At 57.6% G+C, this 22,707-nt stretch carries 22 protein-coding genes; 14 read left to right on the forward strand and 8 right to left on the reverse strand.

Features of this window, described 5'->3' with window-relative positions; all coding sequences use genetic code 11:
- Positions 1-149: 149 nt before the first annotated feature.
- Positions 150-332: a 50S ribosomal protein L32 gene (gene rpmF / locus ACO0LO_RS01580; protein WP_212678171.1), complete on the reverse strand. Its 183-nt coding sequence runs from the start codon at positions 330-332 to the stop codon at positions 150-152.
- A gap of 117 nt (positions 333-449) precedes the next feature.
- Complete coding sequence (locus tag ACO0LO_RS01585; RefSeq protein WP_422962433.1) at positions 450-965, reverse strand: YceD family protein; 516 nt, start codon at positions 963-965, stop codon at positions 450-452.
- Between the two features lie 114 nt (positions 966-1,079).
- Between ACO0LO_RS01585 and ACO0LO_RS01590 the strand changes: the two genes are divergently transcribed.
- The 4 genes from ACO0LO_RS01590 to ACO0LO_RS01605 all read left to right on the forward strand — a co-directional run bounded on the left by ACO0LO_RS01590 (position 1,080) and on the right by ACO0LO_RS01605 (position 5,508).
- Positions 1,080-1,730, forward strand: a complete 651-nt coding sequence (locus tag ACO0LO_RS01590) for a Maf-like protein (protein ID WP_422962434.1) — start codon at positions 1,080-1,082, stop codon at positions 1,728-1,730.
- 4 nt (positions 1,731-1,734) lie between these two features.
- On the forward strand, positions 1,735-2,487 hold the full coding sequence (locus ACO0LO_RS01595; RefSeq protein WP_422962435.1) for an SAM-dependent methyltransferase: 753 nt from the start codon (positions 1,735-1,737) through the stop codon (positions 2,485-2,487).
- Between the two features lie 142 nt (positions 2,488-2,629).
- On the forward strand, positions 2,630-3,790 hold the full coding sequence (locus tag ACO0LO_RS01600) for an iron-containing alcohol dehydrogenase (protein ID WP_422962436.1): 1,161 nt from the start codon (positions 2,630-2,632) through the stop codon (positions 3,788-3,790).
- Between the two features lie 176 nt (positions 3,791-3,966).
- A complete protein-coding gene (locus tag ACO0LO_RS01605) occupies positions 3,967-5,508 on the forward strand; it encodes a class I SAM-dependent methyltransferase (RefSeq protein ID WP_422962437.1) in 1,542 nt (513 codons plus the stop codon).
- 10 nt (positions 5,509-5,518) lie between these two features.
- Here the strand turns inward: ACO0LO_RS01605 and ACO0LO_RS01610 are convergent, their stop codons facing one another.
- Positions 5,519-6,580: a maleylacetate reductase gene (locus ACO0LO_RS01610; RefSeq protein ID WP_422962438.1), complete on the reverse strand. Its 1,062-nt coding sequence runs from the start codon at positions 6,578-6,580 to the stop codon at positions 5,519-5,521.
- Between the two features lie 2 nt (positions 6,581-6,582).
- On the reverse strand, positions 6,583-7,467 hold the full coding sequence (locus tag ACO0LO_RS01615; RefSeq protein ID WP_422962439.1) for an intradiol ring-cleavage dioxygenase: 885 nt from the start codon (positions 7,465-7,467) through the stop codon (positions 6,583-6,585).
- A gap of 113 nt (positions 7,468-7,580) precedes the next feature.
- Here ACO0LO_RS01615 and ACO0LO_RS01620 point away from each other — a divergent pair, with 113 nt between their 5' ends.
- Positions 7,581-8,513, forward strand: coding sequence for a LysR family transcriptional regulator (locus ACO0LO_RS01620; protein WP_422962440.1), 933 nt, complete (start codon positions 7,581-7,583; stop codon positions 8,511-8,513).
- Between the two features lie 81 nt (positions 8,514-8,594).
- On the opposite strand, the gene ACO0LO_RS01625 is transcribed toward ACO0LO_RS01620, so the two are convergent.
- From ACO0LO_RS01625 to ispD, 4 genes are read right to left on the reverse strand one after another with little or no spacing between them, the layout of a single operon-like run.
- The gene (locus ACO0LO_RS01625; protein WP_422962441.1) at positions 8,595-8,867 is read right to left on the reverse strand and encodes a DUF4404 family protein; all 273 of its coding nucleotides are present in this window, start codon (positions 8,865-8,867) and stop codon (positions 8,595-8,597) included.
- 41 nt (positions 8,868-8,908) lie between these two features.
- Positions 8,909-9,415 carry a 2-C-methyl-D-erythritol 2,4-cyclodiphosphate synthase gene (gene ispF / locus ACO0LO_RS01630; protein WP_422962442.1) on the reverse strand — a complete coding sequence of 169 codons (507 nt, stop codon included), beginning with the start codon at positions 9,413-9,415 and terminating at the stop codon, positions 8,909-8,911.
- Positions 9,416-9,446: 31 nt separating this feature from the next.
- Positions 9,447-10,451, reverse strand: coding sequence for a hypothetical protein (locus ACO0LO_RS01635; protein ID WP_422962443.1), 1,005 nt, complete (start codon positions 10,449-10,451; stop codon positions 9,447-9,449).
- A 36-nt stretch (positions 10,452-10,487) separates the two neighbouring features.
- Positions 10,488-11,216, reverse strand: coding sequence for a 2-C-methyl-D-erythritol 4-phosphate cytidylyltransferase (ispD, locus tag ACO0LO_RS01640; RefSeq protein WP_422962444.1), 729 nt, complete (start codon positions 11,214-11,216; stop codon positions 10,488-10,490).
- 111 nt (positions 11,217-11,327) lie between these two features.
- Here ispD and mfd point away from each other — a divergent pair, with 111 nt between their 5' ends.
- The 9 genes from mfd to ACO0LO_RS01685 all read left to right on the forward strand — a co-directional run bounded on the left by mfd (position 11,328) and on the right by ACO0LO_RS01685 (position 22,478).
- Complete coding sequence (gene mfd, locus ACO0LO_RS01645) at positions 11,328-14,771, forward strand: transcription-repair coupling factor (protein ID WP_422962445.1); 3,444 nt, start codon at positions 11,328-11,330, stop codon at positions 14,769-14,771.
- A 25-nt stretch (positions 14,772-14,796) separates the two neighbouring features.
- Entirely contained in the window at positions 14,797-15,639 is an 843-nt protein-coding gene (gene serB, locus ACO0LO_RS01650) for a phosphoserine phosphatase SerB (protein WP_422962446.1), read from the forward strand.
- A 71-nt stretch (positions 15,640-15,710) separates the two neighbouring features.
- Complete coding sequence (locus ACO0LO_RS01655; protein WP_422962447.1) at positions 15,711-16,070, forward strand: DUF4870 family protein; 360 nt, start codon at positions 15,711-15,713, stop codon at positions 16,068-16,070.
- Positions 16,071-16,115: 45 nt separating this feature from the next.
- The gene (locus tag ACO0LO_RS01660; RefSeq protein WP_422962448.1) at positions 16,116-16,895 is read left to right on the forward strand and encodes an oxepin-CoA hydrolase, alternative type; all 780 of its coding nucleotides are present in this window, start codon (positions 16,116-16,118) and stop codon (positions 16,893-16,895) included.
- Positions 16,896-16,935: 40 nt separating this feature from the next.
- On the forward strand, positions 16,936-17,649 hold the full coding sequence (locus ACO0LO_RS01665) for a histidine phosphatase family protein (protein WP_422962449.1): 714 nt from the start codon (positions 16,936-16,938) through the stop codon (positions 17,647-17,649).
- Positions 17,650-17,815: 166 nt separating this feature from the next.
- On the forward strand, positions 17,816-18,883 hold the full coding sequence (locus ACO0LO_RS01670) for a phosphotransferase family protein (RefSeq protein ID WP_422962450.1): 1,068 nt from the start codon (positions 17,816-17,818) through the stop codon (positions 18,881-18,883).
- Positions 18,884-18,946: 63 nt separating this feature from the next.
- The gene (locus ACO0LO_RS01675) at positions 18,947-20,209 is read left to right on the forward strand and encodes an acyl-CoA dehydrogenase family protein (protein WP_422962451.1); all 1,263 of its coding nucleotides are present in this window, start codon (positions 18,947-18,949) and stop codon (positions 20,207-20,209) included.
- 181 nt (positions 20,210-20,390) lie between these two features.
- A complete protein-coding gene (locus tag ACO0LO_RS01680; RefSeq protein ID WP_422962452.1) occupies positions 20,391-21,083 on the forward strand; it encodes a glutathione binding-like protein in 693 nt (230 codons plus the stop codon).
- A 138-nt stretch (positions 21,084-21,221) separates the two neighbouring features.
- The gene (locus ACO0LO_RS01685) at positions 21,222-22,478 is read left to right on the forward strand and encodes a DUF2863 family protein (protein ID WP_422962453.1); all 1,257 of its coding nucleotides are present in this window, start codon (positions 21,222-21,224) and stop codon (positions 22,476-22,478) included.
- Positions 22,479-22,707: the final 229 nt, after the last annotated feature.

The raw sequence follows: 22,707 nt of genomic DNA on the forward strand, positions 1-22,707 counted from the left end.
TTTGATGCCCATACAAAAAATAAAGCTCTTTGCATGACAATTTTGCAAGATTCACATGAGAGGCGCATTAAAAACGCATTTTTTGCGCGCACAAAAAAAGCGGCGCCAAGTATTAAACTTGCCACGCCGCCTTTGACCAAGCAGACAGATTACTCGTCGTTCTTGGTTTTCAATACTTTACGACCACGGTAAAAGCCGTTAGGGCTGATGTGGTGACGCATATGTGTTTCGCCAGTTGTTGGCTCAATGCCCAGCTGCGGTGCAGTCAGGAAATCGTGTGAACGGTGCATACCACGCTTGGATGGTGATTTTTTGTTTTGCTGAACGGCCATGATAACTCCTAATACTTCAAAAAATTGTTTCTAAAAATTTAACACACCTGAAAGACCAAATAATCTCTCAAGAATCCCTGACAATCCCGACCTACGTGTTATTTCAGAATAATGCCACTAGGTACGCCCATTAATATTCTTCAGCACAGCGAACGGAGATTCCTTCTTGCTGCTTGCATGAGTTTCAACCGCTGCCGCCTGTGTAGAATCTTTGGGGCATACTGCATGTTTGGGCGATTGGGGTATTTCCAGCAGCGCCTCATCCTCTATCAAATCGATGACATTGAATGTCTTGCTGCCTACTACTACATCAATCTCGTCATCATCAAGCAATGCGTCAATTTCATCAGCACTGTCTTCTGTCTTGGCGAGTATTAATACTGATTCCGAGTCGAGGCCAAAGGCAAATGGCGTCAGGCAACGCTGACACATCAATTGCACTGCACCCTTCACAGTCAATGTCAACTGCGGGTGCCCCATCTTATCCGTGCCGCCTGTCAGTGACCAGTCAAGAGCGCCATCACTGGCAGCACTTTCCGCCGAAAGACGAGGCAAATCTGCGATCAGGATGCTGCCTTCGCGGTGCTCTTTGAGCTGGCAAAACGAGAAGGCGTCGATCACAATTGCTTGCATAGGATTATTTGAACCCAGAAAACCTGCGATAATAACAGGAATGCCCCTTGCTCGTCAAAGACTTAGCAACATTATCCGCTAAGCTGCCACATTTATTCAAGCGCAATTATAAAAATGCCATCCAATAACCCGCCTTTGCCGTCACCGCGGCGCCTGATCCTGGGTTCCAGCTCCGTATATCGCCGCGAATTATTATCCAGATTACAACTTTCCTTCGACACAATCAGCCCGGACATCGATGAGGCGCCGCTGGCCGGTGAAGCGCCCGAACAGACCGCGCTGAGGCTGGCGCGACAAAAGGCAGAGGCTATCGCCAGGCAGGCGCCCGGCGCGCTGATCATAGGGTCGGACCAGGTCGCCACGCTGGACGGAGAGCAAATAGGCAAACCCGGCAACCACGCTAATGCGTTGAAGCAACTGCAGAAGATGCGTGGCCGACAGGTAGTCTTTCATACCGCGCTGTGCTTGCTGGACGCAGGTGCACCGGATGCGGCATCCCGCTTGCAACTGGTGAATGTGCAGACACTGGTCAGCTTCCGCGACCTGCCCGACCATGAGCTGGATGCCTATCTGCGCATCGAACAGCCGTATGATTGCGCCGGCAGTGCCAAGAACGAAGGCCTGGGCATTGCCATCATAGAAAAGATAGAGAGCAACGACCCGACCGCACTGACCGGCCTGCCGCTGATTGCGCTGACGACCATGCTGCGCAACGCGGGAATGATTTTTTTCAACAGCAGCAATGCACCCTACACGTCAGCTTAAACACATGCCAGGCACACTTTACCTTATCCCCAATACCCTGGGCTACTCCGAAGGCCAGCAAGAAGGCTTGCTGGCGCGCATTATCCCCGATACCGTACAGAGCATGAGCGCCGGCCTGGGCTACCTGATCGCAGAGAATGCCAAGACCACCCGCGCCTACCTCAAGCTGCTGTCGCAAAACCACCCGCTGGCAAAAACGCTGCAGGAAATCCAGATCAGCGAACTGAACGTCAATACCCCCGAGAAAGACCTGGAAGGACTGCTGGCTCCGCTGCTGCAAGGCTACGATGCCGGCCTGATCTCGGAAGCTGGCGTTCCCGCCGTAGCGGATCCGGGCGCCAACCTGGTACGCCTGGCACACCAGCGCGGCGTGACCGTGCGGCCACTGGTCGGCCCCTCCTCTTTGCTGCTGGGCCTGATGGCCAGCGGCATGAACGGCCAGAGCTTCGCTTTCCACGGCTACCTGCCTACGGACGCAGCACTACGCACCAAGCGCATCAAGGAACTGGAAGATCGCTCGCGCAAAGAAAAACAGACGCAGCTACTGATAGAAACACCCTACCGCAACATTGCCATGCTGGAGGCGCTGGCAGGCAGCTGCCTGGCAAACACCTCTATCTGTGTCGCAACCGACCTTAGCCTGCCGACAGAATCAGTGCAGACCCGGACTGCGAGCGAATGGAAAACCCGCCTGAAAGCGGGACAAACGCCGGACTTCCATAAGAAACCGACAGTCTTCCTGTTTCTTGCCGAATAGGCCGTGACCCATTCAAAAAATGGTGTACGCACGGTCGTACCCGTTTCCCGAATATGCGCTAGCATAGCGGGTCATGTGAAGAAAGCTATTCATCTTCACAACGCACCAGTCTTACCAATAATGATTTTTCCAGGAGAGCGGCATGCTGAATTTTGATTTTTACAACCCCACCCAGATCTTGTTTGGAAAAGGCCGTATCGCCGACCTCGACAAAGTGGTTCCACCCAATGCCAAAGTGCTGGTGCTGTACGGCGGCGGCAGCATCAAGCAGAACGGCGTATTCGATCAGGTGATGGCCGCGCTCGGCTCCCGGTCCGTGACGGAATTCACCGGCATCGAGCCCAATCCTACCTACGAAACGCTGATGGGCGCGGTGGAACTGATCAAGAAGGAAAAGATCGACTTCCTGCTGGCAGTTGGCGGCGGCTCTGTCATCGACGGCACTAAATTTGTTGCTGCGGCAGCCTGTTTTGAAGACGGCGAACCTTGGGCCATCCTGGAAAAACGCGGCAGCAACGTCACAAAGGCCCTGCCTTTCGGCTCCGTGCTGACACTGCCGGCCACCGGCTCTGAAATGAATAGCGGCAGCGTGGTCACACGCAAATCCATCAAAGCGAAGATGGCTTTCTCCAGCCGCCACTGCTTCCCGCAATTTTCCGTGCTGGACCCGACCACTACGTTCACACTGCCAGTTCGCCAGATCGGCAACGGCGTTGTCGACGCCTACGTGCATATCATGGAACAGTACATGACCTACCCGGTCAATTCGCCGGTGCAGGACAGGCTGGCCGAAGGTTTGCTGAAAACGCTGATCGAAGAAGGCCCGAAAGCACTGGCTAACCCGGAAGATTACGATACCCGCGCCAACATCATGTGGTGCGCAACCATGGCGCTGAACGGCGTCATCGCCACCGGCGTGCCGCAGGACTGGGCTACTCACATGGTAGGCCATGAGCTGACGGCACTGCACGGACTGGACCACGCGCAGACCCTGGCAATCGTGCTGCCGAGCATGCTGAGAGTACGCAAAGAAAGCAAGCGCGCCAAGCTGCTGCAATACGCAGAACGCATCTGGGACCTGCGCGACGGCGACGAAGACAGCCGCATAGACGCAGCCATCAACCGCACGCAGGAATTTTTTGAGCAGGTCGGCGTCAAAACCCGCCTGGGTGACTATTCGCTGAACGCTGCCAATATCGATCCCATCCTGTCCGCGCTGGAAACCCACCGCATGGTGGCGCTGGGCGAGAAGCGCGACGTGACGCTGGACGTCAGCCGTAAAGTACTGGAAATGAGCCTGTAGCAAATCGTCCGCTCTCCTCGTATGGGGGCAAGACGAATGCCAGTCCGATCCAAAGCCCACCCATTCGAGGGTGGGCTTTTTTTTACGCGAACAAAGACTCTTGCCTCTCAATCAATATTGCCATAAAATCAATCGCATTCGAAGCACCGGACGTCATCACAGGGAGAATGCATCTCATGTCAGACTGGACCTCAGGCTATGTTGCAGATATAGGCTACACCTACGGCTATTACTCTGAGCTGAACCCACTGCGGGTTGCTCTGGGATTTCTGAATGCAGGCCTGGTGCCTCCCGCCAACGCGGCGGTGTGCGAACTTGGCTTTGGCCAAGGCGTCAGCATCAACATACACGCTGCCGCGCAGCATAGCACCCAGTACTGGGGCACCGACTTCAATCCGGCACAAGCGGGCCATGCACGCGCACTGGCGGAAGCCAGCGGCGCCGATGTCCATCTGTTCGACCAGAGTTTCGAGGAATTTTGCAGCCGCACCGACCTGCCGGAGTTCGACTATATTGGCCTGCACGGTATCTGGAGCTGGATCTCCGATGAAAACAGGCACATCATTGTCGACTTCCTGGGGCGCCGCTTAAAGGTCGGCGGCGTGCTGTACATCAGCTACAACACCCAGCCCGGCTGGGCGGCCATGCTGCCTATGCGGCACCTGCTGACCCAGCACGCCGAGACGATGGGCTCGCCCGGCCAGGGAATCGTGCACAGGATAGACGCCGCGCTGGAGTTCGCAGACAAGCTGCTGGCACTGAACCCGCTATATACGCGCGCCAATTCGCAGGTCGCAGAACGATTCAAGGCTATCAAGACGCAAAACCGGCACTATGTCGCGCATGAATACTTCAACCGCGACTGGCATCCCATGCACTTCTCGACCATGCTCAACTGGCTTGCACCCGCCAAGCTGAGCTTTGCATGCTCAGTGAATTTGATCGACGACGTCCCCGAAATCAACTTGACGGCAGAGCAACAGGCGCTATTGAAAAGCATCCCGGACAGCAATTTTCGCGAGACGACATTCGACATGATCGTCAACCAGCAATTCCGCCGCGACTATTGGATCAAGGGAGCCCGCAAGCTGAATTCCGTTGAACGGGGGGAGGCCCTGCGCAAGCTGCGCGTAGTGCTGTGCGGGCCCCGCAACGAAATCAGCCTGAAGGTAAAAGGCGCACTAGGTGAAGCTACGCTGAGCGAAGCTGTGTACAAACCGCTTCTGGATCTATTGTCAGACCATGCCCCCAGGACTTTAGGTCAGATTGAAAGTGCGTTGCAGGGCGTGATCAGCTTTCCCCAACTACTGCAAGCCGCCCTGATTCTGGGTGGCACCGGCAACTTGAATATCGCGCAAGAAGACAAGGCCATCGCCAGCGTAAAAACAATGACCGACAAACTGAATATCGCGATAATGCAAAAAGCGCGCGGCAGTCCTGACATCGCGTTTCTGGCCAGCCCTGTCACCGGCAGCGGCATAGGGGTAAGCCAGTTCGACCAATTGTTTCTATTGGCATCGCTGCAAGGCAACAAACAACCGGAAGAATGGGCTGCCTATGCATGGCAGGTTTTCTCGGCGCAGGAAAAAAAATTGATCAAAGATGGAAAGCCACTGGAAAGTGCCGCAGAAAACTTATCCGAACTGACCGTACAGGCAATCCATTTTGCAAAAGCTAAATTCGGCATGCTGCAAAAATTGGGTATAGGCACAGCCTGATCCGTCGCAGTCACCCCGCCGGCCGCGCCCCGTGATATGCGCTTTGCAGCAAGGCCAGTACCGCAGCCTTTTCTACCGGGCGAGGATTGGCATAGGCGTTCTGTGTAGCGATCTCGCTGCAGTCGGCCAGCTCACTCTCCAGCATGCCGATATCCTTTAACGCAACCGGGACGCCGAGCGAACGCGCCAGGTCGAACATGCCTTGCGCGGCATTATCCACGCCCAGCGCAGCGGCGATCCGCTGCATGGCGCCGGGCGCGGCCTGCGCGTTGTATTGCAGCACATGCGGAAGGACGATGGTATGCGTTTCCGCGTGCGGTAATCCATAGCTGCCGCCCAGCGTATGACATAGCTTGTGATGCAAGCCCATGCCTACGCTGCCCAGCACGGTGCCGCACAGCCATGCTCCTTGCAACGCATCGCTGCGGGCGCCGGCATCGCGCGGATTCTGCATGATTGCCGGCAAGGCCCGCGCCAGCAGACGTATGCCCTCTTCGGCAAAGAAATGAGTTACAGGATTGCTATCGGACGCATACAGTGCTTCCGCTGCATGCGCCATGGCGTTGATGCCGCTGGTAGCAGAAATGGATGCCGGCAAACCTAGCGACAGTTCCGGATCGTAGATCACGGCTTTCGGCAGTACCCGGCTATCGCGGCCCGTCTTCTTGAGGCCGGCCTCGGTGATGCCATAAATCGGCGTCATCTCGCTACCTGCATACGTCGTTGGAATGGCCAGAATGGGCAAGGCAGATTCCAGCGCGATAGCCTTGCCCAGCCCTATCGTGGAGCCGCCGCCGATGGCGATGGCACAGTCGGCGCCCAGCTCCTGCGCCACATGCCTGGCCTGGCGCACGACCTCTAGCGGCACATGCATGACGGCGCCATCAAATATGCCGGCACAGCGGCTGCCAATCATGTCGGCGATGCGTTGCGCGCCAGCCCGCTGGCCTGGCGTGCACAATACCAGCGCGCGCCGGGCGCCGAGCAGATCGATCTCACGCAACAGATACTGCAGGCTACCTGCGCCAAAAACGACACGCGAGGAATTGCCGGTATAAGTGAACTGCTGCATGTTCAGGCCGCCGTGGCAACAGCGTTGCCGACCGGATTCAGTACAAAATCGAAATCCAGCGTGTAGAACGGCACATCCACCCGGCTACCATCCGGCCCCACGCCGGCCTCGTGCCGCACCCAGTCTGCCAGCAGCGAGGAACGCACGCCGAACACCGCGTCTGAATCCAGATATTGGTCATTGTCGCGAAACACATGCGTAATCAGCGTTTCATAACCCTCCGCCTTAATCATGAAGTGCAGATGTGCCGGCCGCCACGGATGGCGCGCCAATGCCTTCAGCATGCGCCCCACGGTGCCGTCATACGGTATAGGATAGGCCTCTGCCCGTACAGTGCGGAAATGAAATTCTCCATCCGGGCCGCTGTGTAGCCGCCCCCTGCCCCGGTGCTCTTCCAGATGTTCGTACTGGACATCGTAAAAACCGTCTGCATCAGCCTGCCACACCTCCATCGATGCCCCCGGCACCGGCTTGCCGTTGACGTCGCGCACGGTCCCGTGTACAAAGCATGGCTCGCCTTTGACGCCTTCGGCCACATTGTCGCCCAGCGCGTAATCGGGAGAATCTTCGACATGGAAGGGGCCAAATACCGTGGATTCGGTGCAGCCCGCCGGCTTGCGGTTGTTCAGCGCGGTCACCAGCATGGAAAGACCCAAGGTGTCGGAGAGCAGGATGAATTCCTGGCGTTTGTCGGAACACATCTGCCCGGTCTGGGTCAGAAACTGTATGCCGGCGAACCATTCCGCTTCGGTGAGCTTCACCTCCCGGGCAAATGAATGCAGGTGCTGGATCAGCGAGGTCATGATCTCCCTCAGCCGCTCATCTTCCATGCCTGCATGGCGGGCCAGCACGGCCTGCGTAATATTGTCTTCGTCCAGATTGCGCATAATTAGTGTCCCATCAGCTTGTTTTGCTTGTCTGGGGTACTATAAACCGTTCAATAATGGAAGAAAACGGCAATTTTGCAAATGTCTTTTCCTCTGAATGGAAAAGTGGAGCTATGGATCGCTGGTCGGAATTTGAGTTATTTGTACAAACGGCGGAACTCGGAAGCCTGACAAAGGCAGCCGAAGTGCTGAGCATGTCCAATGCAGCAGCCAGCCGCAGCCTGGCATCGCTGGAAAAACGCCTGAATGTCAGGCTGGTGGAGCGCAATACCCGGCGCCTGGGCCTGACGCAAGCGGGGCAGGATTTTTATCGCCGCTGTAAAAATATTTTGGGTGAGATGAAAGAGGCCGAATCCGCAGCCAGCGCCACTGCCATGGTCGCCAGCGGCACGCTGCGGGTTACCGGTTCGCTGTCGTTCTGCATGAAGCATATTGCGCCGCTGCTACCGGAATTCACGCGAGCCTATCCGCAGATCAATGTCCAGCTGGATTCAGCGAACCGCTATTTCGACCTGATAGAAAGCGGCATCGACGTGGCAATCCGCACCAAGGAATATGAAGCAGACTCCGCTATTACGGTGCGCAAGCTGGCCTGGACGCGGCGCATCCTGGCCGCATCACCAGCCTATCTCGCGCGGCATGGCACACCTGCCAGCCTGGAGGAACTGGCGAACCATAAATTGCTGACCTATAGCTATGCCAATAATCCGGATGAACTGCACTTCACGCGCGACAGCCAGAGCAGGGTCGTCAAGATCAAGAGCCTGCTGGAAGCCAATGATGGCCAGATTTTGCGTGCAGCAGCGCTGGAGGGGCTGGGCATACTGATACAGCCCAACTACATCGTCTATGACGACGTCGTTGCCGGGCGGCTGGTGCCGGTGCTGGATGAATGGGACTTGCCGCGGCTGGCTATTAATATCGCTTACCAGAACCGCAGCCACCTGCCGGCAAGGACCAGGGTCTTCATCGACTTCATTGTCCGGCATTTCCAGGAAATGGATTTCGAACGAAAGTGGACCAGGCAGGATCATTCATCCCCATAAAGCAAACGGGAGCGCCATGACAGAGCTCCCGTTTTTTTGCACTGCTAGAATTCGCCAGAATCCAGCCGGCTATGCGTTTCTTTACACGCCAATTTTTTCCAGCATGCCGCCCAACTCCCTGAGCACGGGCTCAAGGCGCGGGTGCTTTGCGGCAAATTGCGCAGACAATGCCTGCGAGCGCTCCGTCAGTCCCGCATAGACCGGATCGTCCTGCGCTTTCTCCGCACTCAGCAACTGCTGGATGTCAGAGTCCAGTGCATGCAACAGGCTCTTCAGCTCCTCATCTACCTGGTCGGTCGAATTAAGGCCTTCGTGCAACTGCTTCAGCAAGTCTTTCAAATTTTCCTGGTCCATGCATGGCCTCCCGTCTTTATGATGTCTTCAGTTTAGTACGACTATGCATTAAAGACCAGCGCTATTGCTTCTGCGGCAATGCCCTCTTCCCTCCCCAGGTAACCCAGGCGCTCGTTGGTTTTGGCCTTGATGTTGACCCGGCTGGCATCCAGGCCGAGGTCTGCGGCGATGTTTTCCGCCATTGCGCTGATGTGCGGCGCCATTTTGGGCGCCTGCGCAATGATGGTCGCATCCACATTGCCGATCTGGTAGCCGGCGCCGCGCACGCGCACCGCGCACTCGCGCAGCAGCACGCGCGAATCGGCGCCTGAAAATTGCTGGTCGGTGTCGGGGAAGTGGCGGCCGATATCCCCCAGCCCAGCCGCGCCGAACAGCGCGTCGGTAATCGCATGCAGCAGCACATCCGCATCGGAATGGCCGAGCAGGCCGGTGACGTGAGGAATGTTCACGCCGCCGATGATCAGCTTGCGCCCCGGCACCAACGCATGGCAGTCATAGCCCTGGCCTACGCGAAACGGGGGTATGAATGGAGGTAATTGTGTAGCCATTGCATCCTTGTGTACATCGTCAAATAAAAAATTAATCCTGTGCCGTACCGGTTTCCCATGCCCTGCGTATCTGGCGTCCGCACTCTGCGGATTCCAGCGCCGGCCGCACGCCTTCGCCGCGCAACAGCGTGCCCAGCAAGCTGGAGCGCGCGATGATGCCGTAATAGCTGCGGCTCGCGTCTATCCACGGATAGAAGCCGAACAGGCCGGCGCTGCTGAAAGCGCCGTCCCCGGTCTGCGGGTCATCCTCCACCCAATGCCCCAGGCTGTAATGCCAGCTGGTACGCGCAGGCGTAGGCGTGCTGGCTGCCTGTTCGCAGTTTGCCGGGTTGGTGCAGACCGCATGCGAACCCAGCATCGAGGATAACGCCAGCTTGCCGCCCAACAGCTTGCGCAGGAAATCCGCATACGCGTCCGCGCTGGACACCACTCCGCCGGCCAGTTGCGGCTGGTTGTAGCTGACCGGTGCGCTGGTTCCCAGCACCTTGCGCATCTGCGCGGCAAGTGCGCGGTTGTCCAGGTCTCCCAGGCCTATCAGCCCGGCATGCTTTTGCATGTGGCCGCCATTATAGAAAAATTTGCCCTTCGTGGCGGCATCCGGCTTGCCATTGGCCAAAGTCTGCAGGCAGGTATCCACCGTATCCGACGACAGGCAGCGCTTGAAGCGGGTATAGCCGCTGCGCATGGTCAGGAACTCTATATCTTCATCGCTCAGTTTGCCGGCACGCAGTTCCGCCACATAAGCGGCATAAATCCATTTGGAGGCCGACGCCACCGGCAGCAAGGTATCGGCCTGCGGCGCCCGCACGCCGACACGGCCGCTTGCCAGCGTTTTGCCGGCATCGCCTATTTCCCAATAAAAAGGCCGCGCCGGACGGCAGGTCTTGCCTTTGTCCGCCGTAGTTTTGGCCGCCTGGGCCCTTTGCTCAAGCGGCATGCCGGCAGCGAACGCATCATTGGCGGCAAAAGGCAGCGTAGCCGTGACAACCGCGGCCACGGCAAGCATGCGGGCAGAACGGGACATCAAGCGCATCATGGCTCCTTCAATGAATAACCCGGCAGCCAGCGATTTTCATTCGCCGGACTGCCCGGATAAATATAATTGCGCCAGAGCAAGGTCGGACGGCAAGGTCACCTTCAGGTTGCGGGCATGCCCTTCCACCAGCATCGGTGTATATCCTGCAGCCTCGATGGCGCTGGCCTCATCAGTCACTTCGGACGCAGCATCCAGTGCATCGCATAATAAGCGGTAGCGGAACATTTGCGGCGTCTGCGCCAGCCACAAACCCTCCCTGGCAACAGTTGTGACTACGCCATTTACCGACCGTTTGACCGTATCCACCACCGGCAGTGCCAGCAGACCGCCCACGTCATGACTGCCTATCTGTGCAATCAGCCTGGCAATCAATGCCGGCGTCAGGCCGGGCCTGGCCGCATCGTGCACAAGCACCCAGTCATCGTCGGCAACGCTCAGGCCTGGCAGCTGGCGCAAAGCCTGCAGGCCGTTCCGTACGGACTCCTTGCGGGTATCGCCGCCACAACGCAGTACCGACAGCTTGCCGGCGGCATGCAAGGCATCATCGGCATACGCATCGTCACGACTGACAACGACTGCGGTATGCGCAATCTGCGGCGCCCGCAGGAAAGCCTGGACAGTGTGCTGCAGGATGGAAATACCGGACAGGGCCAGATATTGCTTGGGAGTGGCCGCCCCCATACGGGAGCCGACTCCGGCAGCGGGGATCAGTGCAAAATAGCGTACCGGGCTGCCTGATGGGCCGGGCTCTTGGGGATTAGTCATCGATAAAGAATGTGAGGGCTTTGGAAATGCACCTTCGTTTATAATGTATCTCTTATTCTATAGTCAAATCGGGTCTGTGGAGCTTTTACGGACCATTGCTGTCATCCACTAATGTCATTTGATCTCATAAAAGCATTACCCAAGGCCGGACACAGAGTAGCTTTACCCCCGCTTCACGGCTCAGCCGACGCTTACGCGCTGGCGCAGGCGGCCGTCGCACTCAAAGCACAACAGCGCCTGCTGACCGTTTTTGTCGCCAATGCGACCGACGCACAGCGTTTGCTGGATGAAATCCCCTGGTTCGGCGCCGCGCACGGCCTGCGCTGCCATCTGCTGCCCGACTGGGAAACCTTGCCGTATGACGCGTTCTCGCCGCACCAGGACCTGGTGTCGGAGCGGCTCGCCACTTTATATGAGATCCAAAGCGGCCATTGCGACGTATTGATCGTGCCGGCAACATCGGCCGTGGTCCGGATGGCGCCCCCCTCTTTCCTGGCCGCCTACACCTTCTTTTTCAAGCAGGGCGAGACGCTGGATGAAGCTCGGCTGAAATCCCAGCTGACGCTGGCCGGCTATACCCATGTGTCGCAGGTCATGTCGCCAGGCGAATATTCGGTGCGCGGCGGGCTGATCGACCTGTTCCCGATGGGATCGGCGCTGCCTTACCGGCTGGACCTGTTCGGCGACACGATAGAAACCATCCGCACTTTCGACGCCGACACACAGCGCTCGCTGTACCCGGTCAAGGAAGTGCGCCTGCTGCCGGGCCGCGAATTCCCCATGGATGAAGCCGCACGCACTGCCTTCCGCAGCCGCTGGCGCGAGCAGTTTGAAGGCGATCCTTCCCGTTCCGCCATCTACAAGGACATCGGCAACGGCATCGCATCCGCCGGTATCGAATACTACCTGCCGCTGTTTTTTGAAGAAACAGCCACGCTGTTCGACTATCTGCCTAAGGAAACCACATTTGCGCTAGTCGGCGATATCGATGAAGCGATACAGCGTTTCTGGGTAGATACCCGTTCGCGCTACCAGTTCCTGAAATCCGACCGCGAGCGCCCTATCCTGCCGCCGGAATCACTGTTCCTGCGCGATGAAGATTTTTTTTCCACGCTGAAGCCGCATGGCCGCTGGGTCTTGCAAAGCGGCGGCCCGGCGTCTGAAATTTCCGCCCCGATTCCCGATGTCGCCGTCAACCGCCGCGCCGACGATCCGCTGACCAATTTGCGCGCCTTCCTGCTGCAAACCGGCAAGCGCGTGATGATCTGTGCCGAGACCCTGGGCCGCAGGGAAACCCTGCAGCAGTATTTCAGCGAATATGATATCCGGCTGGACTTGTGCGAAGGCTATACCGATTTCATCACGTCCGACGCCAAGCTGGTGCTGGGTGTGGCACCCCTGCACGCCGGTTTCCTGCTGAGTGAAGGTAATGACAATACAGGCCTGGCCTTTGTCACCGAAACAGAACTGTACGCTGGTTCCGGCAAGCGCATCGGCAGGAAAAAACAGGAAGCGGTGACCCAAGTCGAGCACATGGTGCGCGACCTGTCTGAACTGAAGATAGGCGACCCGGTGGTGCACAGCAACCACGGCATAGGCCGCTACATGGGTCTGATCAGCATGGATCTGGGCGAAGGCGAGACCGAGTTCCTGCACCTGGAATATGCGAAGGACACCAAACTGTACGTGCCGGTGGCGCAATTGCATGTGATCTCGCGCTACTCCGGCGCGTCGCCGGACGATGCGCCGCTGCATTCGCTGGGTTCCGGCCAGTGGGAAAAAGCCAAACGCCGCGCCGCGCAGCAAATCCGCGACACTGCCGCCGAACTGCTGAACCTGTATGCACGCCGCGCGCTGCGGCAGGGACATGCGTTCGAGTACTCGGCACGGGATTATGAAACCTTTGCCGAAAGCTTCGGCTTCGATGAAACCGCCGATCAGGCGGCCGCCATCAAGGCTGTCATTGAAGACATGACTTCCGGCAAACCGATGGACAGGCTGATCTGCGGCGACGTCGGCTTCGGCAAGACAGAAGTAGCCTTGCGCGCAACCTTCGTCGCGGTGATGGGCGGCAAACAGGTCGCCATCCTGGCGCCAACCACACTGCTCGCGGAACAACACGCGCAGACCTTTGCCGACCGCTTTGCCAACTGGCCGGTGCGTATTGCAGAACTGTCGCGCTTCCGCACGACGAAGGAAATTACGCAGGCAATCAAAGGCATGGGCGACGGCACGATCGATATCGTGATCGGTACCCATAAGCTGCTGTCGGACGACGTTAAATTTTCACGCCTGGGCCTGGTGATCATCGACGAAGAACACCGCTTTGGCGTACGGCAGAAAGAGGCGTTGAAAGCCTTGCGCGCCGAAGTGGACGTGCTGACGCTGACAGCTACCCCTATCCCGCGCACGCTGGGCATGGCGCTGGAAGGCTTACGCGACTTTTCCATTATCGCCACCGCGCCGCAAAAGCGGCTGGCGATCAAGACCTTTGTCCGTAGTGAAGGCGAATCCGTGATCCGCGAAGCCTGCCTGCGTGAGCTGAAGCGCGGCGGCCAGGTGTATTTCCTGCACAACGAGGTAGAGACCATTCAGAACCGCAAGGAAATGCTGGAGAAGCTGCTGCCGGAAGCCCGCGTGGTTGTCGCTCACGGCCAGATGAATGAGCGCGACCTGGAAAAAGTGATGCGTGATTTTGTCGCACAGCGGCACAATATCCTGCTGTGCACCACCATTATTGAAACCGGCATCGACGTGCCGACTGCCAACACCATCATCATGCACCGGGCCGACAAGTTCGGCCTCGCACAGCTGCACCAGTTGCGCGGCCGCGTCGGCCGTTCGCACCACCAGGCATATGCCTACCTGCTGGTGCACGACCTGCAAAGCCTGACCAAGCAGGCCTCGCGCCGGCTGGACGCGATCCAGCAAATGGAAGAACTGGGCAGCGGCTTTTACCTGGCCATGCATGACCTGGAAATCCGCGGCGCCGGCGAAGTGCTGGGCGACAGCCAGTCCGGTGAAATGCACGAGATCGGCTTCCAGATGTATTCCGACATGCTCAATGAAGCAGTACGTTCGCTGAAAAACGGCAAGGAGCCCGATCTCGCGGCGCCGCTGTCTACCACAACAGAAATCAACCTGCACATCCCTGCGCTGCTGCCGAATGATTTCTGCGGTGACGTGCATGAACGCCTGTCCATTTACAAGCGCCTGGCCAACTGCAGCAAGCAGGACGGCATCGATGACATGCAGGAAGAATTGATAGACCGCTTCGGCAAACTACCGGAGCCCGTCAAGGCCCTACTGGAAACCCACAGGCTGCGTGTCGCAGCCAAGCAGTTGGGCATCATCAAGATCGATGCGCACGGCGAGGCTGCGTCGCTGCAGTTTGAACCGCAGCCGCCAGTGGATGCAATGCGCATCATAGAACTGGTGCAAAAGAACAAGCACATCAAGCTGAACGGACAAGACAAATTGCGTATCACGGCCAATATGCCGGACCTGGCCTCCCGCGTGGCACAAATCAAATCCACGATGCGCGCGCTGCATTAAAGAGTAGAAACCGAAGACTGAAGACATGAACCTGATCCTGCAGGGACTGAATCCCGATCCGCACACGCTGAACCGTATCGCCGCGCTGACCCATGCCGCACATATAGTTGCGCTCAATGAAAACGCGGTGCGCTGCGAAGGTTTCAGCTATACCAGTGAACTACGGGCCCTGGTAGAGGCAGAAGCATACGCAGCGCAGCTGGACGCCACCTTCATTGAAGGCGGACGCTCGCTCGCGGATTTCAGGCTGGTGGCAATGGATATGGATTCCACGCTGATCACGATAGAGTGCATAGACGAAATCGCCGATATGCAGGGTCTGAAGCCGCAGGTGGCGGAAATCACCGAAGCAGCGATGCGCGGCGAGATCGAGTTCCGCGAAAGCCTGATACGCCGGGTTGCGCTGCTGAAAGGGCTGGACGCATCGGCGCTGCAAAAGGTCTATGACGAACGGCTGCAATTGTCGCTGGGCGCGCAGAAAATGCTGTATGCGGTACAGTTGGCCGGACTGAAAACCCTGCTGGTATCCGGCGGCTTTACCTACTTTACCGACCGCATGAAAACCCGGCTGGGCCTCGATTACACGCACTCCAATGTGCTCGAAATTGAAAACGGCAAACTCACCGGCAAGGTCATCGGCGGCATCGTCGATGCCGATGAAAAGCAGCTTACCGTTGAGCGTGTCTGCATAGAAATGGGCATAGAGCCTGCGCAAGCCATCGTCATGGGCGACGGCGCCAACGACTTGAAGATGATGCACATCGCCGGCATGTCGGTCGCCTTCCGCGCCAAGCCTGTGGTTCGGGCGCAAGCCAGCGTGGCCTTGAATTTTGTCGGATTAGATGGCATCCTGAACCTGTTCGCCTAGAGCAGGGCCGGCTTTGCCGGTGCCTGGTATCGTTCTACCATGCAGTCCTTTGTCTAAATGATGGAGCATCAATGTCACAAGAACTGGTATTCGACGACAAACTGAATTCAATGAAAAACCTGGCATGGTGGCTGTATATCTTCCACGGCGCCAGCCTGGTCTTTTCCCTCGGCGCGTTTTCCTGGATTCCGCTGATCATCAGCTACATCAAGCGCGGCGACGCCGCAGGCACCTTTGTGTACAGCCACCATAGCTGGCAAATACGCTCTTTCTGGTGGTACCTGGTATGGGCAACGGTAGGGTTCGCGCTATTCTTTACAGTCATCGGGATTCCACTGGCATTCGCAGTCTGGTTCTTTGCCTGGGTATGGAAGGCTTACCGCCTGCTGAAGGGCCTGATGGACCTGAACGCCAACAAAACCATGCCGTAAGGCCCCGTCAACCCGATACTGAGCCTATACCAGGCTCCGAAGCCCATGTCCGCAGAACTTAAATCCTCCCGCCAGGACGGCACGCTTGTCCTCACCCTGTCCAACCCCAGCGCGAAGAACGCGCTGCATCCGGACATGTATGCCGCCGCAATTGAGATGCTGGCCATCGCCGACCGTGACGACAGCATCCGCGCAGTGATACTGACCGGCGCCGATAATTTCTTCTGCGCCGGCGGCAACCTGAATCGCCTGCTGGAAAACCGTAGCAAGGACAGGACTGTGCAGGCAGATTCCATCGACAGCCTGAACGGCTGGACCGATGCGCTGCGCAATTGCAGCAAACCCGTTATCGCCGCGGTGGAAGGCGCCGCCGCAGGCGCCGGGTTTTCGCTGGCGCTGGCCTGTGACCTGATCGTGGCCGGCAACTCGGCGAAATTCGTCATGGCCTATGTCAAAGTCGGGCTGACGCCGGACGGCGGCGGCTCCTGGTTCCTGGCGCGGGCGCTACCACGCCAGCTGGCCACAGAGATCATCCTGGAAGGCAAGCCCGTGCCGGCCAGCCGCCTGCATGATTTCGGCCTGGTCAACAGGCTGGTGCCCGACGGCACTGCACTTGCTGCCGCGCTGGCCTGGGCGGAAGAACTGGCAGCCCTATCGCCCAATGCAAGCGCCCGCATCAAGACGCTGATCACCGAAGCTGCAGGCAATTCGCTGCATGCGCATTTTGAAGCGGAGAAGCACAGTTTCGTCGACAGCCTGCATCACCGAGACGCACTGGAAGGCATACAAGCCTTTCTGGAAAAACGCAAAGCCACTTACAAATAAATAAAACAAATACCGCGACCCGACAACGGCCACAACACTGATGCCCCCTATTATCGAACATACCCGCCGCCGCATCTACCTGATGCGGCATGGCAGCGTCAGTTATTTCGACGACGCCGGCAAGCCTTTCCTGCCTGAATCCGTGCCGCTGAACGAGCAAGGCCGCCTGCAGGCAAGCGCTGCCGGCAAGGTGTTCGCGGAACAGCAAGTGCGTTTTGACCGCGTCATCGTTTCCGGCCTGCCGCGTACGGTGGAAACGGCGCACTGTGTGCTGGAAGAAACCGGTCAGCAGATCGATCTGGAAATCTGGCCCGAGTGGGAAGAGCTGCGCGGCGGCAAGCTGTCTGCCATTTCTGACGCTGAACTGAAGAACGCTTTCTTCGGCGCGTTTGAAGGAGTCGTCGCGGAAGACAGGCAATTCCTCGGCGGTGAATCGATAGGCCGTTTCATCGACCGCATTCACCCCAGCATATTGAAGCTGCGTGCCGATCCGGACTGGGATTGCGTGCTACTGGTGCTGCACGGCGGTGTCAACCGCGCAATCCTGTCGTATGCGCTGACGGGACAAAGGCTGTTTCTCGGCAACCTGGCGCAAACCGCCGGCTGCATCAACGTGCTGGATGTCGGTACGGAGATACAGGACTGGGTTGTGCGTGTTGTCAATTACTCTGCATTGTCTGCACTGCAGGATGAATCCCGTTCCACCACGATGGAAACGCTGCTGGAACAATACAAGAAATCACGCAATCAATAAACTCTTGTATTCTGTCGGGCAAGTTCAAGAAAAATATTAATAAATAGTACGACCGTACGATTTAATGATATAGAATAGACCAAAATAGTATCCCCAGACGGAACCCGCTTTTACATTGGCAAGGTCCGCGATACTGGTACAAAAACTTAGCCTTGCAGGAGACAACATGTTTGAAGAATTCATGGGCACCATGCCGATCAGCGAACGCCAGAAGTTCGACATCGGTGCCCTTGCCGACTACATGCGCCAGCACGTGGAAGGCTTCGATGCCAAATCGGCCGACAGCCTCGTTATCGAGCAATTCAAAGGCGGCCAGTCCAACCCCACCTTCAAGCTGAGTGCCGGCGACCAGCGTTTCGTCATGCGCGCCAAGCCTGGACCGGTTGCCAAGCTGCTGCCTTCCGCGCATGCCATCGAGCGTGAATTCAAGGTGATGAATGCGCTGAACAAGGCCGGCTTTCCGGCAGCAAAACAATATGCGCTGTGCACCGATGAAGACGTGATAGGCCGCGCCTTCTACATCATGGAATTCGTCGACGGCCGCGTATTGTGGGACCAGTCACTGCCCGACATGACGCCTGTGCAGCGCACCGAAATCTACGATGAAATGAACCGCGTTATTTCCCAGCTGCACACCATCGACTACGCCGCCATCGGCCTGGCCGATTACGGCAAACCCGGCAATTATTTCGCGCGCCAGATCGACCGCTGGACCAAGCAGTACAAGGCTTCCGAAACTGAAAAAATCGAGGCGATGGACAACCTGATCGCCTGGCTGCCTAACAACATTCCGCCTGGCGACGACACCAGCATCGTGCATGGCGACTACCGCCTGGACAACATGATGTTCCACAAGACCGAGCCGCGCATTCTGGCCGTGCTGGACTGGGAACTGTCCACGCTGGGCCATCCACTGGCCGACTTTTCCTACCACTGCATGAGCTGGCATATCGAAAACGGCCAGTTCCGCGGCATAGGCGGCCTGGACTTCAAGTCCCTCGGCATTCCTACCGAACAGGAATACATCGCCAAGTATTGCGAGCGCACCGGCAAGACCATCCGCCAGGAAGATTTTTCTTTCTACCTGGCCTACAACATGTTCCGCATGGCGGGTATTTTGCAAGGCATCATGAAGCGCTATGTGGACGGCACGGCATCCAGCGCCCAGGCAAAAAAATCCGGCGAAGCCGCGCGCCCCATGGCGGAAATGGGATGGAGCTACGCCAGTAAATAACATCCGGAAAAGCATAACGTGAAGTAAAAATTTCATCACCACAGAACAACACCAGGAGACAACATGGAATTCGAATACTCGGACCGCTGCAAGGAACTGCAAGGCAAGCTGCTGAAATTCATGGATGAGCATATCTATCCAAATGAAAAAGCCTACAAAGCAGAGATCGACAGGAACGGCACAGAAAAAGGCAACCGCTGGCTAGCCACCCAACTGATTGAAGACCTGAAACCAAAAGCCCGCGAGCAAGGCCTGTGGAACCTGTTCCTGCCTAAATCCGCGCGCGCGCCGGAAGGCCTGTCCAACCTGGACTACGCGCCGCTGTGCGAGATCATGGGTCGGGTGGGCTGGTCGCCAGAAGTGTTCAACTGTGCCGCGCCGGACACCGGCAACATGGAAACCATAGAACGCTACGGCAACGAAGAACATAAACGCACCTGGCTGGAACCGCTGCTGCGCGGCGAAATCCGCTCCGCCTTTGCGATGACAGAACCGGGCGTAGCCTCTTCCGACGCCACCAATATCGAAACCCGCATTGACCGCGACGGCGATCACTATGTGATCAACGGCCATAAATGGTGGATTTCCGGCGCCGGCGATCCGCGCTGCGCCGTCTACATCCTGATGGGCAAAACCGATTTCAACGCGGCCCGCCACTCGCAGCAATCAATGATATTGGTCGATGCAAAAACGCCGGGGATCACCGTCAAGCGTCCACTGCCGGTGTTCGGCTACGACGATGCGCCGCACGGCCATTGCGAAATCTTGTTTGAAAACGTCCGTGTTCCTGCGTCCAACATCCTGCTCGGCGAAGGCCGTGGTTTTGAAATCGCCCAGGGTCGCCTCGGGCCTGGCCGTATCCATCACTGCATGCGCGCCATCGGCGTGGCGGAACGCGCGCTGGAACTGATGTGCAAACGCCTGAACAGCCGCGTTGCCTTCGGTAAAAAAGTATCGGAGCAAAGCATCTGGCGTGAACGCATTGCCGAATCCCGCATCCAGATCGATACCACCCGCTTGCTGACGCTGAAAGCCGCCTACATGATGGATACCGTCGGCAACAAGCTGGCGCAGGCAGAGATCGCGATGATCAAGGTGCTGGCGCCCAATGTCACACAACAGGTGCTGGACTGGGCCATCCAGGCGCATGGCGCCGGCGGTGTGTCCGAAGACTTCCCTCTGGCACGCCAGTGGGCCGGCAACCGTACGCTGCGCATTGCAGACGGCCCGGACGAAGTCCATCGCAACGCCATTGCCAAACTGGAACTGGCCAAGCACATGAGCCTGCCCGGTGAAGACCTGAGCCCGCCTATCACGCGCGGTTAACAATTGCCGTAGCGCAGCAATCAGCGCTTTCCGCCAGCTCTTTCTGCGAGAAATCCCAAACGTCTGCATAATGACGTTTGGGATTTTTTTATTAACGAAAGAAAATCTTTCCCTACCGACGCCAGCGTTGCGCTCCTATCGCGTCGTAGATCCTGAACGATACTAGAGAAGAGGAAAATCGATGATTGATGCTTATTCCTGGCCTACGCCTAACGGCCACAAGATTCATATCATGCTGGAAGAATGCGAACTGCCGTATCGCGCCATACCCGTCAATATCGGCACCGGCGACCAGTTCGGGCCGGATTTCCTGGCGATCTCCCCCAATAACAAGATTCCCGCCATCGTCGACGCCGACGGCCCGGACGGCAAGCCGATTTCCGTCTTTGAATCCGGCGCCATCCTGGTGTATCTGGCGGGCAAGACAGGCAAATTCCTGGGCAAGACCGACAGGGAAAAGTATACGACTTTGCAATGGCTGATGTTCCAGATGGGCGGCCTCGGCCCCATGCTGGGCCAAGCGCACCACTTCCGCCTGTATGCACCGGAAAAAATCGCCTATGCGGTAGACCGTTACACCAATGAAGCCAAGCGCCTCTACGGCGTGCTAGACAAGCAATTGTCCAAGACCGAATACCTGGCCGGCGACGAATACACGATCGCCGATATTGCCTCCTTTCCGTGGACGCGTTCTTCCGCCGGACAAGGCATAGACTGGAATGAGTTTCCCAATGCCAAGCGCTGGTTCGACCTGGTCGACGCGCGCCCTGCGGTACAGCGTGGCGTGGCCGTGCTGGCAGAATTGCGCAAGCCGCTACAAGACGATAAGGCCAAGGAAATTCTGTTCGGCAGCACCCAATACCAGAAACGCTGATGCATACCGGCTGGAAGCGACGGATGCCGCTCCAGCCGCCTCTATTCCTCCCCGGACCCTATTCCCCTGTCACAAAATCCCCGCCAACTTGTCAAATAGTCTTACAATCAAAGCTGTTTCCACAGCAGGTTTATAAGCATGCGCCGCCCACCCAAGAAAAACAGAATCAAGCTCGCGGCAGACAGTGTACGTATCGCCAACCTGGCACAGGCAGTAGCCCAATCCGGCAGCCGGTTGGAGGATTTATCCTGGCAAGAGCAGCTTGATTTACTGGTCGTCAAGACCCTCAAAAGCCATCATCAGGATCTGCTCGATGCCGCATCCGAGCACTTGTTTGAAACACACCCGAATTCGTATGAAGTGCTGATGGAGACCATGGAATCCCTCAGCAGCTCGTGCCGCCTGGAATATGCCGACAAGTTCTATGATGCGATGCTGATTGCCGCGCCGGTGCTGGCGTGGACCCGGTTCGACATTCCCTCAGGCCCCATCCCTGGCGAGATCGTCACGCTGGCTTCGGCGCACATGGCATCGCACATCCTGGCCGACGATGCACAGCTGCAGATACTGCCGACGCTGTATTCGATCGATCAGCTGCCGCGCAGCCATAGCGAAACCTTTGCGCTGACCGAACAACTGGCATTGAGCCTGCTGAAAGGCGCGGTGCTGAAGCCGCAGCACGAGCTGGCGCCGACGATCCCTTTCCTGGCTGACGTGCGCTACCTGCTGGCGGTGGTGGTGACACCGGTGCTGACGCCCTTCTTCCGCTGGCAGCTGGTCAAGCCGCCATTTGATACGTCCACTGCAAAAAGTGAAATCCTGTCGCTATGGCAAGACAATGCCACACCGGTCTTAAGCCGGCTGCTGCCCGGCTGCGCGGTGGAATTGCTGATGCCGGAAGCCTATTACACCGTATGCCGCGAAGCCGACATCAAGATCCGTCCCGTATCCATCCGCGCAGCCGTGTTTTATCTGAGCAATGTGCTCAATGTGGAAGCGTCTGAACTGTCCGTCATCATTGCCGCCTTCGGCAATCCGGACGGCAATGGCCAGATCGATGAATACCGCGTCAGCTTCTGCGTCGGCAATGCACCCGAAGTTGTCTACGGCGTCATCTGGCCGCTGTACCAGCAGGATGACCAGATCAACGCCGTGGAACCCGACCAGAGCCAGCTGTCGCAACTGCCTTCCGCACTGGCGGAAAGCCTGCTGGGAGAAATACCGACTGTGCTGGCCGAATGCGGCGTGGTGCGCGTCAAGAAACTGGACGACATGTTTGCGATGGAGTTCTGCGATGATTGCGGCGCCCCGCTGTTTGCCGACCCGGATGCCGAACTCGTGCATGCGGAAATGCCGGACGATGCGCCGCCACAAGGGTCCAGCCACTTTCATTGACGTTTGCCGGCGATAGAACCGGTAAATGTAGCTCGAATGCAGCGTAGCGCAATCCGGGATGTATTTCCGAGGCTTGTGGGAGTTTCCGGATTGCGCCTGCGCTCCATCCGGACTACGAACGGGGAATCACTCGTCCCCGATGTTGTTTTCGCACCATTTCTGCCGCAAACTCTCTGCGGCGCATTTTGCTTTCCACACGCGCCAAAATCCATTGTACAATTGTTCTGAA

Origin of the sequence: Undibacterium sp. TJN25 (genome assembly GCF_049339885.1) — a bacterium.
Taxonomy (GTDB): Bacteria; Pseudomonadota; Gammaproteobacteria; order Burkholderiales; family Burkholderiaceae_D; genus Undibacterium.

What these genes read in the sequence shown, in the direction of transcription:
- rpmF (WP_212678171.1), bottom strand. Translation starts at nt 332, where the DNA reads ATGGCCGTTCAGCAAAACAAAAAATCACCATCCAAGCGTGGTATGCAC.
- ACO0LO_RS01585 (WP_422962433.1), bottom strand. Translation starts at nt 965, where the DNA reads ATGCAAGCAATTGTGATCGACGCCTTCTCGTTTTGCCAGCTCAAAGAG.
- ACO0LO_RS01590 (WP_422962434.1), top strand. Translation starts at nt 1,080, where the DNA reads ATGCCATCCAATAACCCGCCTTTGCCGTCACCGCGGCGCCTGATCCTG.
- ACO0LO_RS01595 (WP_422962435.1), top strand. Translation starts at nt 1,735, where the DNA reads ATGCCAGGCACACTTTACCTTATCCCCAATACCCTGGGCTACTCCGAA.
- ACO0LO_RS01600 (WP_422962436.1), top strand. Translation starts at nt 2,630, where the DNA reads ATGCTGAATTTTGATTTTTACAACCCCACCCAGATCTTGTTTGGAAAA.
- ACO0LO_RS01605 (WP_422962437.1), top strand. Translation starts at nt 3,967, where the DNA reads ATGTCAGACTGGACCTCAGGCTATGTTGCAGATATAGGCTACACCTAC.
- ACO0LO_RS01610 (WP_422962438.1), bottom strand. Translation starts at nt 6,580, where the DNA reads ATGCAGCAGTTCACTTATACCGGCAATTCCTCGCGTGTCGTTTTTGGC.
- ACO0LO_RS01615 (WP_422962439.1), bottom strand. Translation starts at nt 7,467, where the DNA reads ATGCGCAATCTGGACGAAGACAATATTACGCAGGCCGTGCTGGCCCGC.
- ACO0LO_RS01620 (WP_422962440.1), top strand. Translation starts at nt 7,581, where the DNA reads ATGGATCGCTGGTCGGAATTTGAGTTATTTGTACAAACGGCGGAACTC.
- ACO0LO_RS01625 (WP_422962441.1), bottom strand. Translation starts at nt 8,867, where the DNA reads ATGGACCAGGAAAATTTGAAAGACTTGCTGAAGCAGTTGCACGAAGGC.
- ispF (WP_422962442.1), bottom strand. Translation starts at nt 9,415, where the DNA reads ATGGCTACACAATTACCTCCATTCATACCCCCGTTTCGCGTAGGCCAG.
- ACO0LO_RS01635 (WP_422962443.1), bottom strand. Translation starts at nt 10,451, where the DNA reads ATGATGCGCTTGATGTCCCGTTCTGCCCGCATGCTTGCCGTGGCCGCG.
- ispD (WP_422962444.1), bottom strand. Translation starts at nt 11,216, where the DNA reads ATGACTAATCCCCAAGAGCCCGGCCCATCAGGCAGCCCGGTACGCTAT.
- mfd (WP_422962445.1), top strand. Translation starts at nt 11,328, where the DNA reads ATGTCATTTGATCTCATAAAAGCATTACCCAAGGCCGGACACAGAGTA.
- serB (WP_422962446.1), top strand. Translation starts at nt 14,797, where the DNA reads ATGAACCTGATCCTGCAGGGACTGAATCCCGATCCGCACACGCTGAAC.
- ACO0LO_RS01655 (WP_422962447.1), top strand. Translation starts at nt 15,711, where the DNA reads ATGTCACAAGAACTGGTATTCGACGACAAACTGAATTCAATGAAAAAC.
- ACO0LO_RS01660 (WP_422962448.1), top strand. Translation starts at nt 16,116, where the DNA reads ATGTCCGCAGAACTTAAATCCTCCCGCCAGGACGGCACGCTTGTCCTC.
- ACO0LO_RS01665 (WP_422962449.1), top strand. Translation starts at nt 16,936, where the DNA reads ATGCCCCCTATTATCGAACATACCCGCCGCCGCATCTACCTGATGCGG.
- ACO0LO_RS01670 (WP_422962450.1), top strand. Translation starts at nt 17,816, where the DNA reads ATGTTTGAAGAATTCATGGGCACCATGCCGATCAGCGAACGCCAGAAG.
- ACO0LO_RS01675 (WP_422962451.1), top strand. Translation starts at nt 18,947, where the DNA reads ATGGAATTCGAATACTCGGACCGCTGCAAGGAACTGCAAGGCAAGCTG.
- ACO0LO_RS01680 (WP_422962452.1), top strand. Translation starts at nt 20,391, where the DNA reads ATGATTGATGCTTATTCCTGGCCTACGCCTAACGGCCACAAGATTCAT.
- ACO0LO_RS01685 (WP_422962453.1), top strand. Translation starts at nt 21,222, where the DNA reads ATGCGCCGCCCACCCAAGAAAAACAGAATCAAGCTCGCGGCAGACAGT.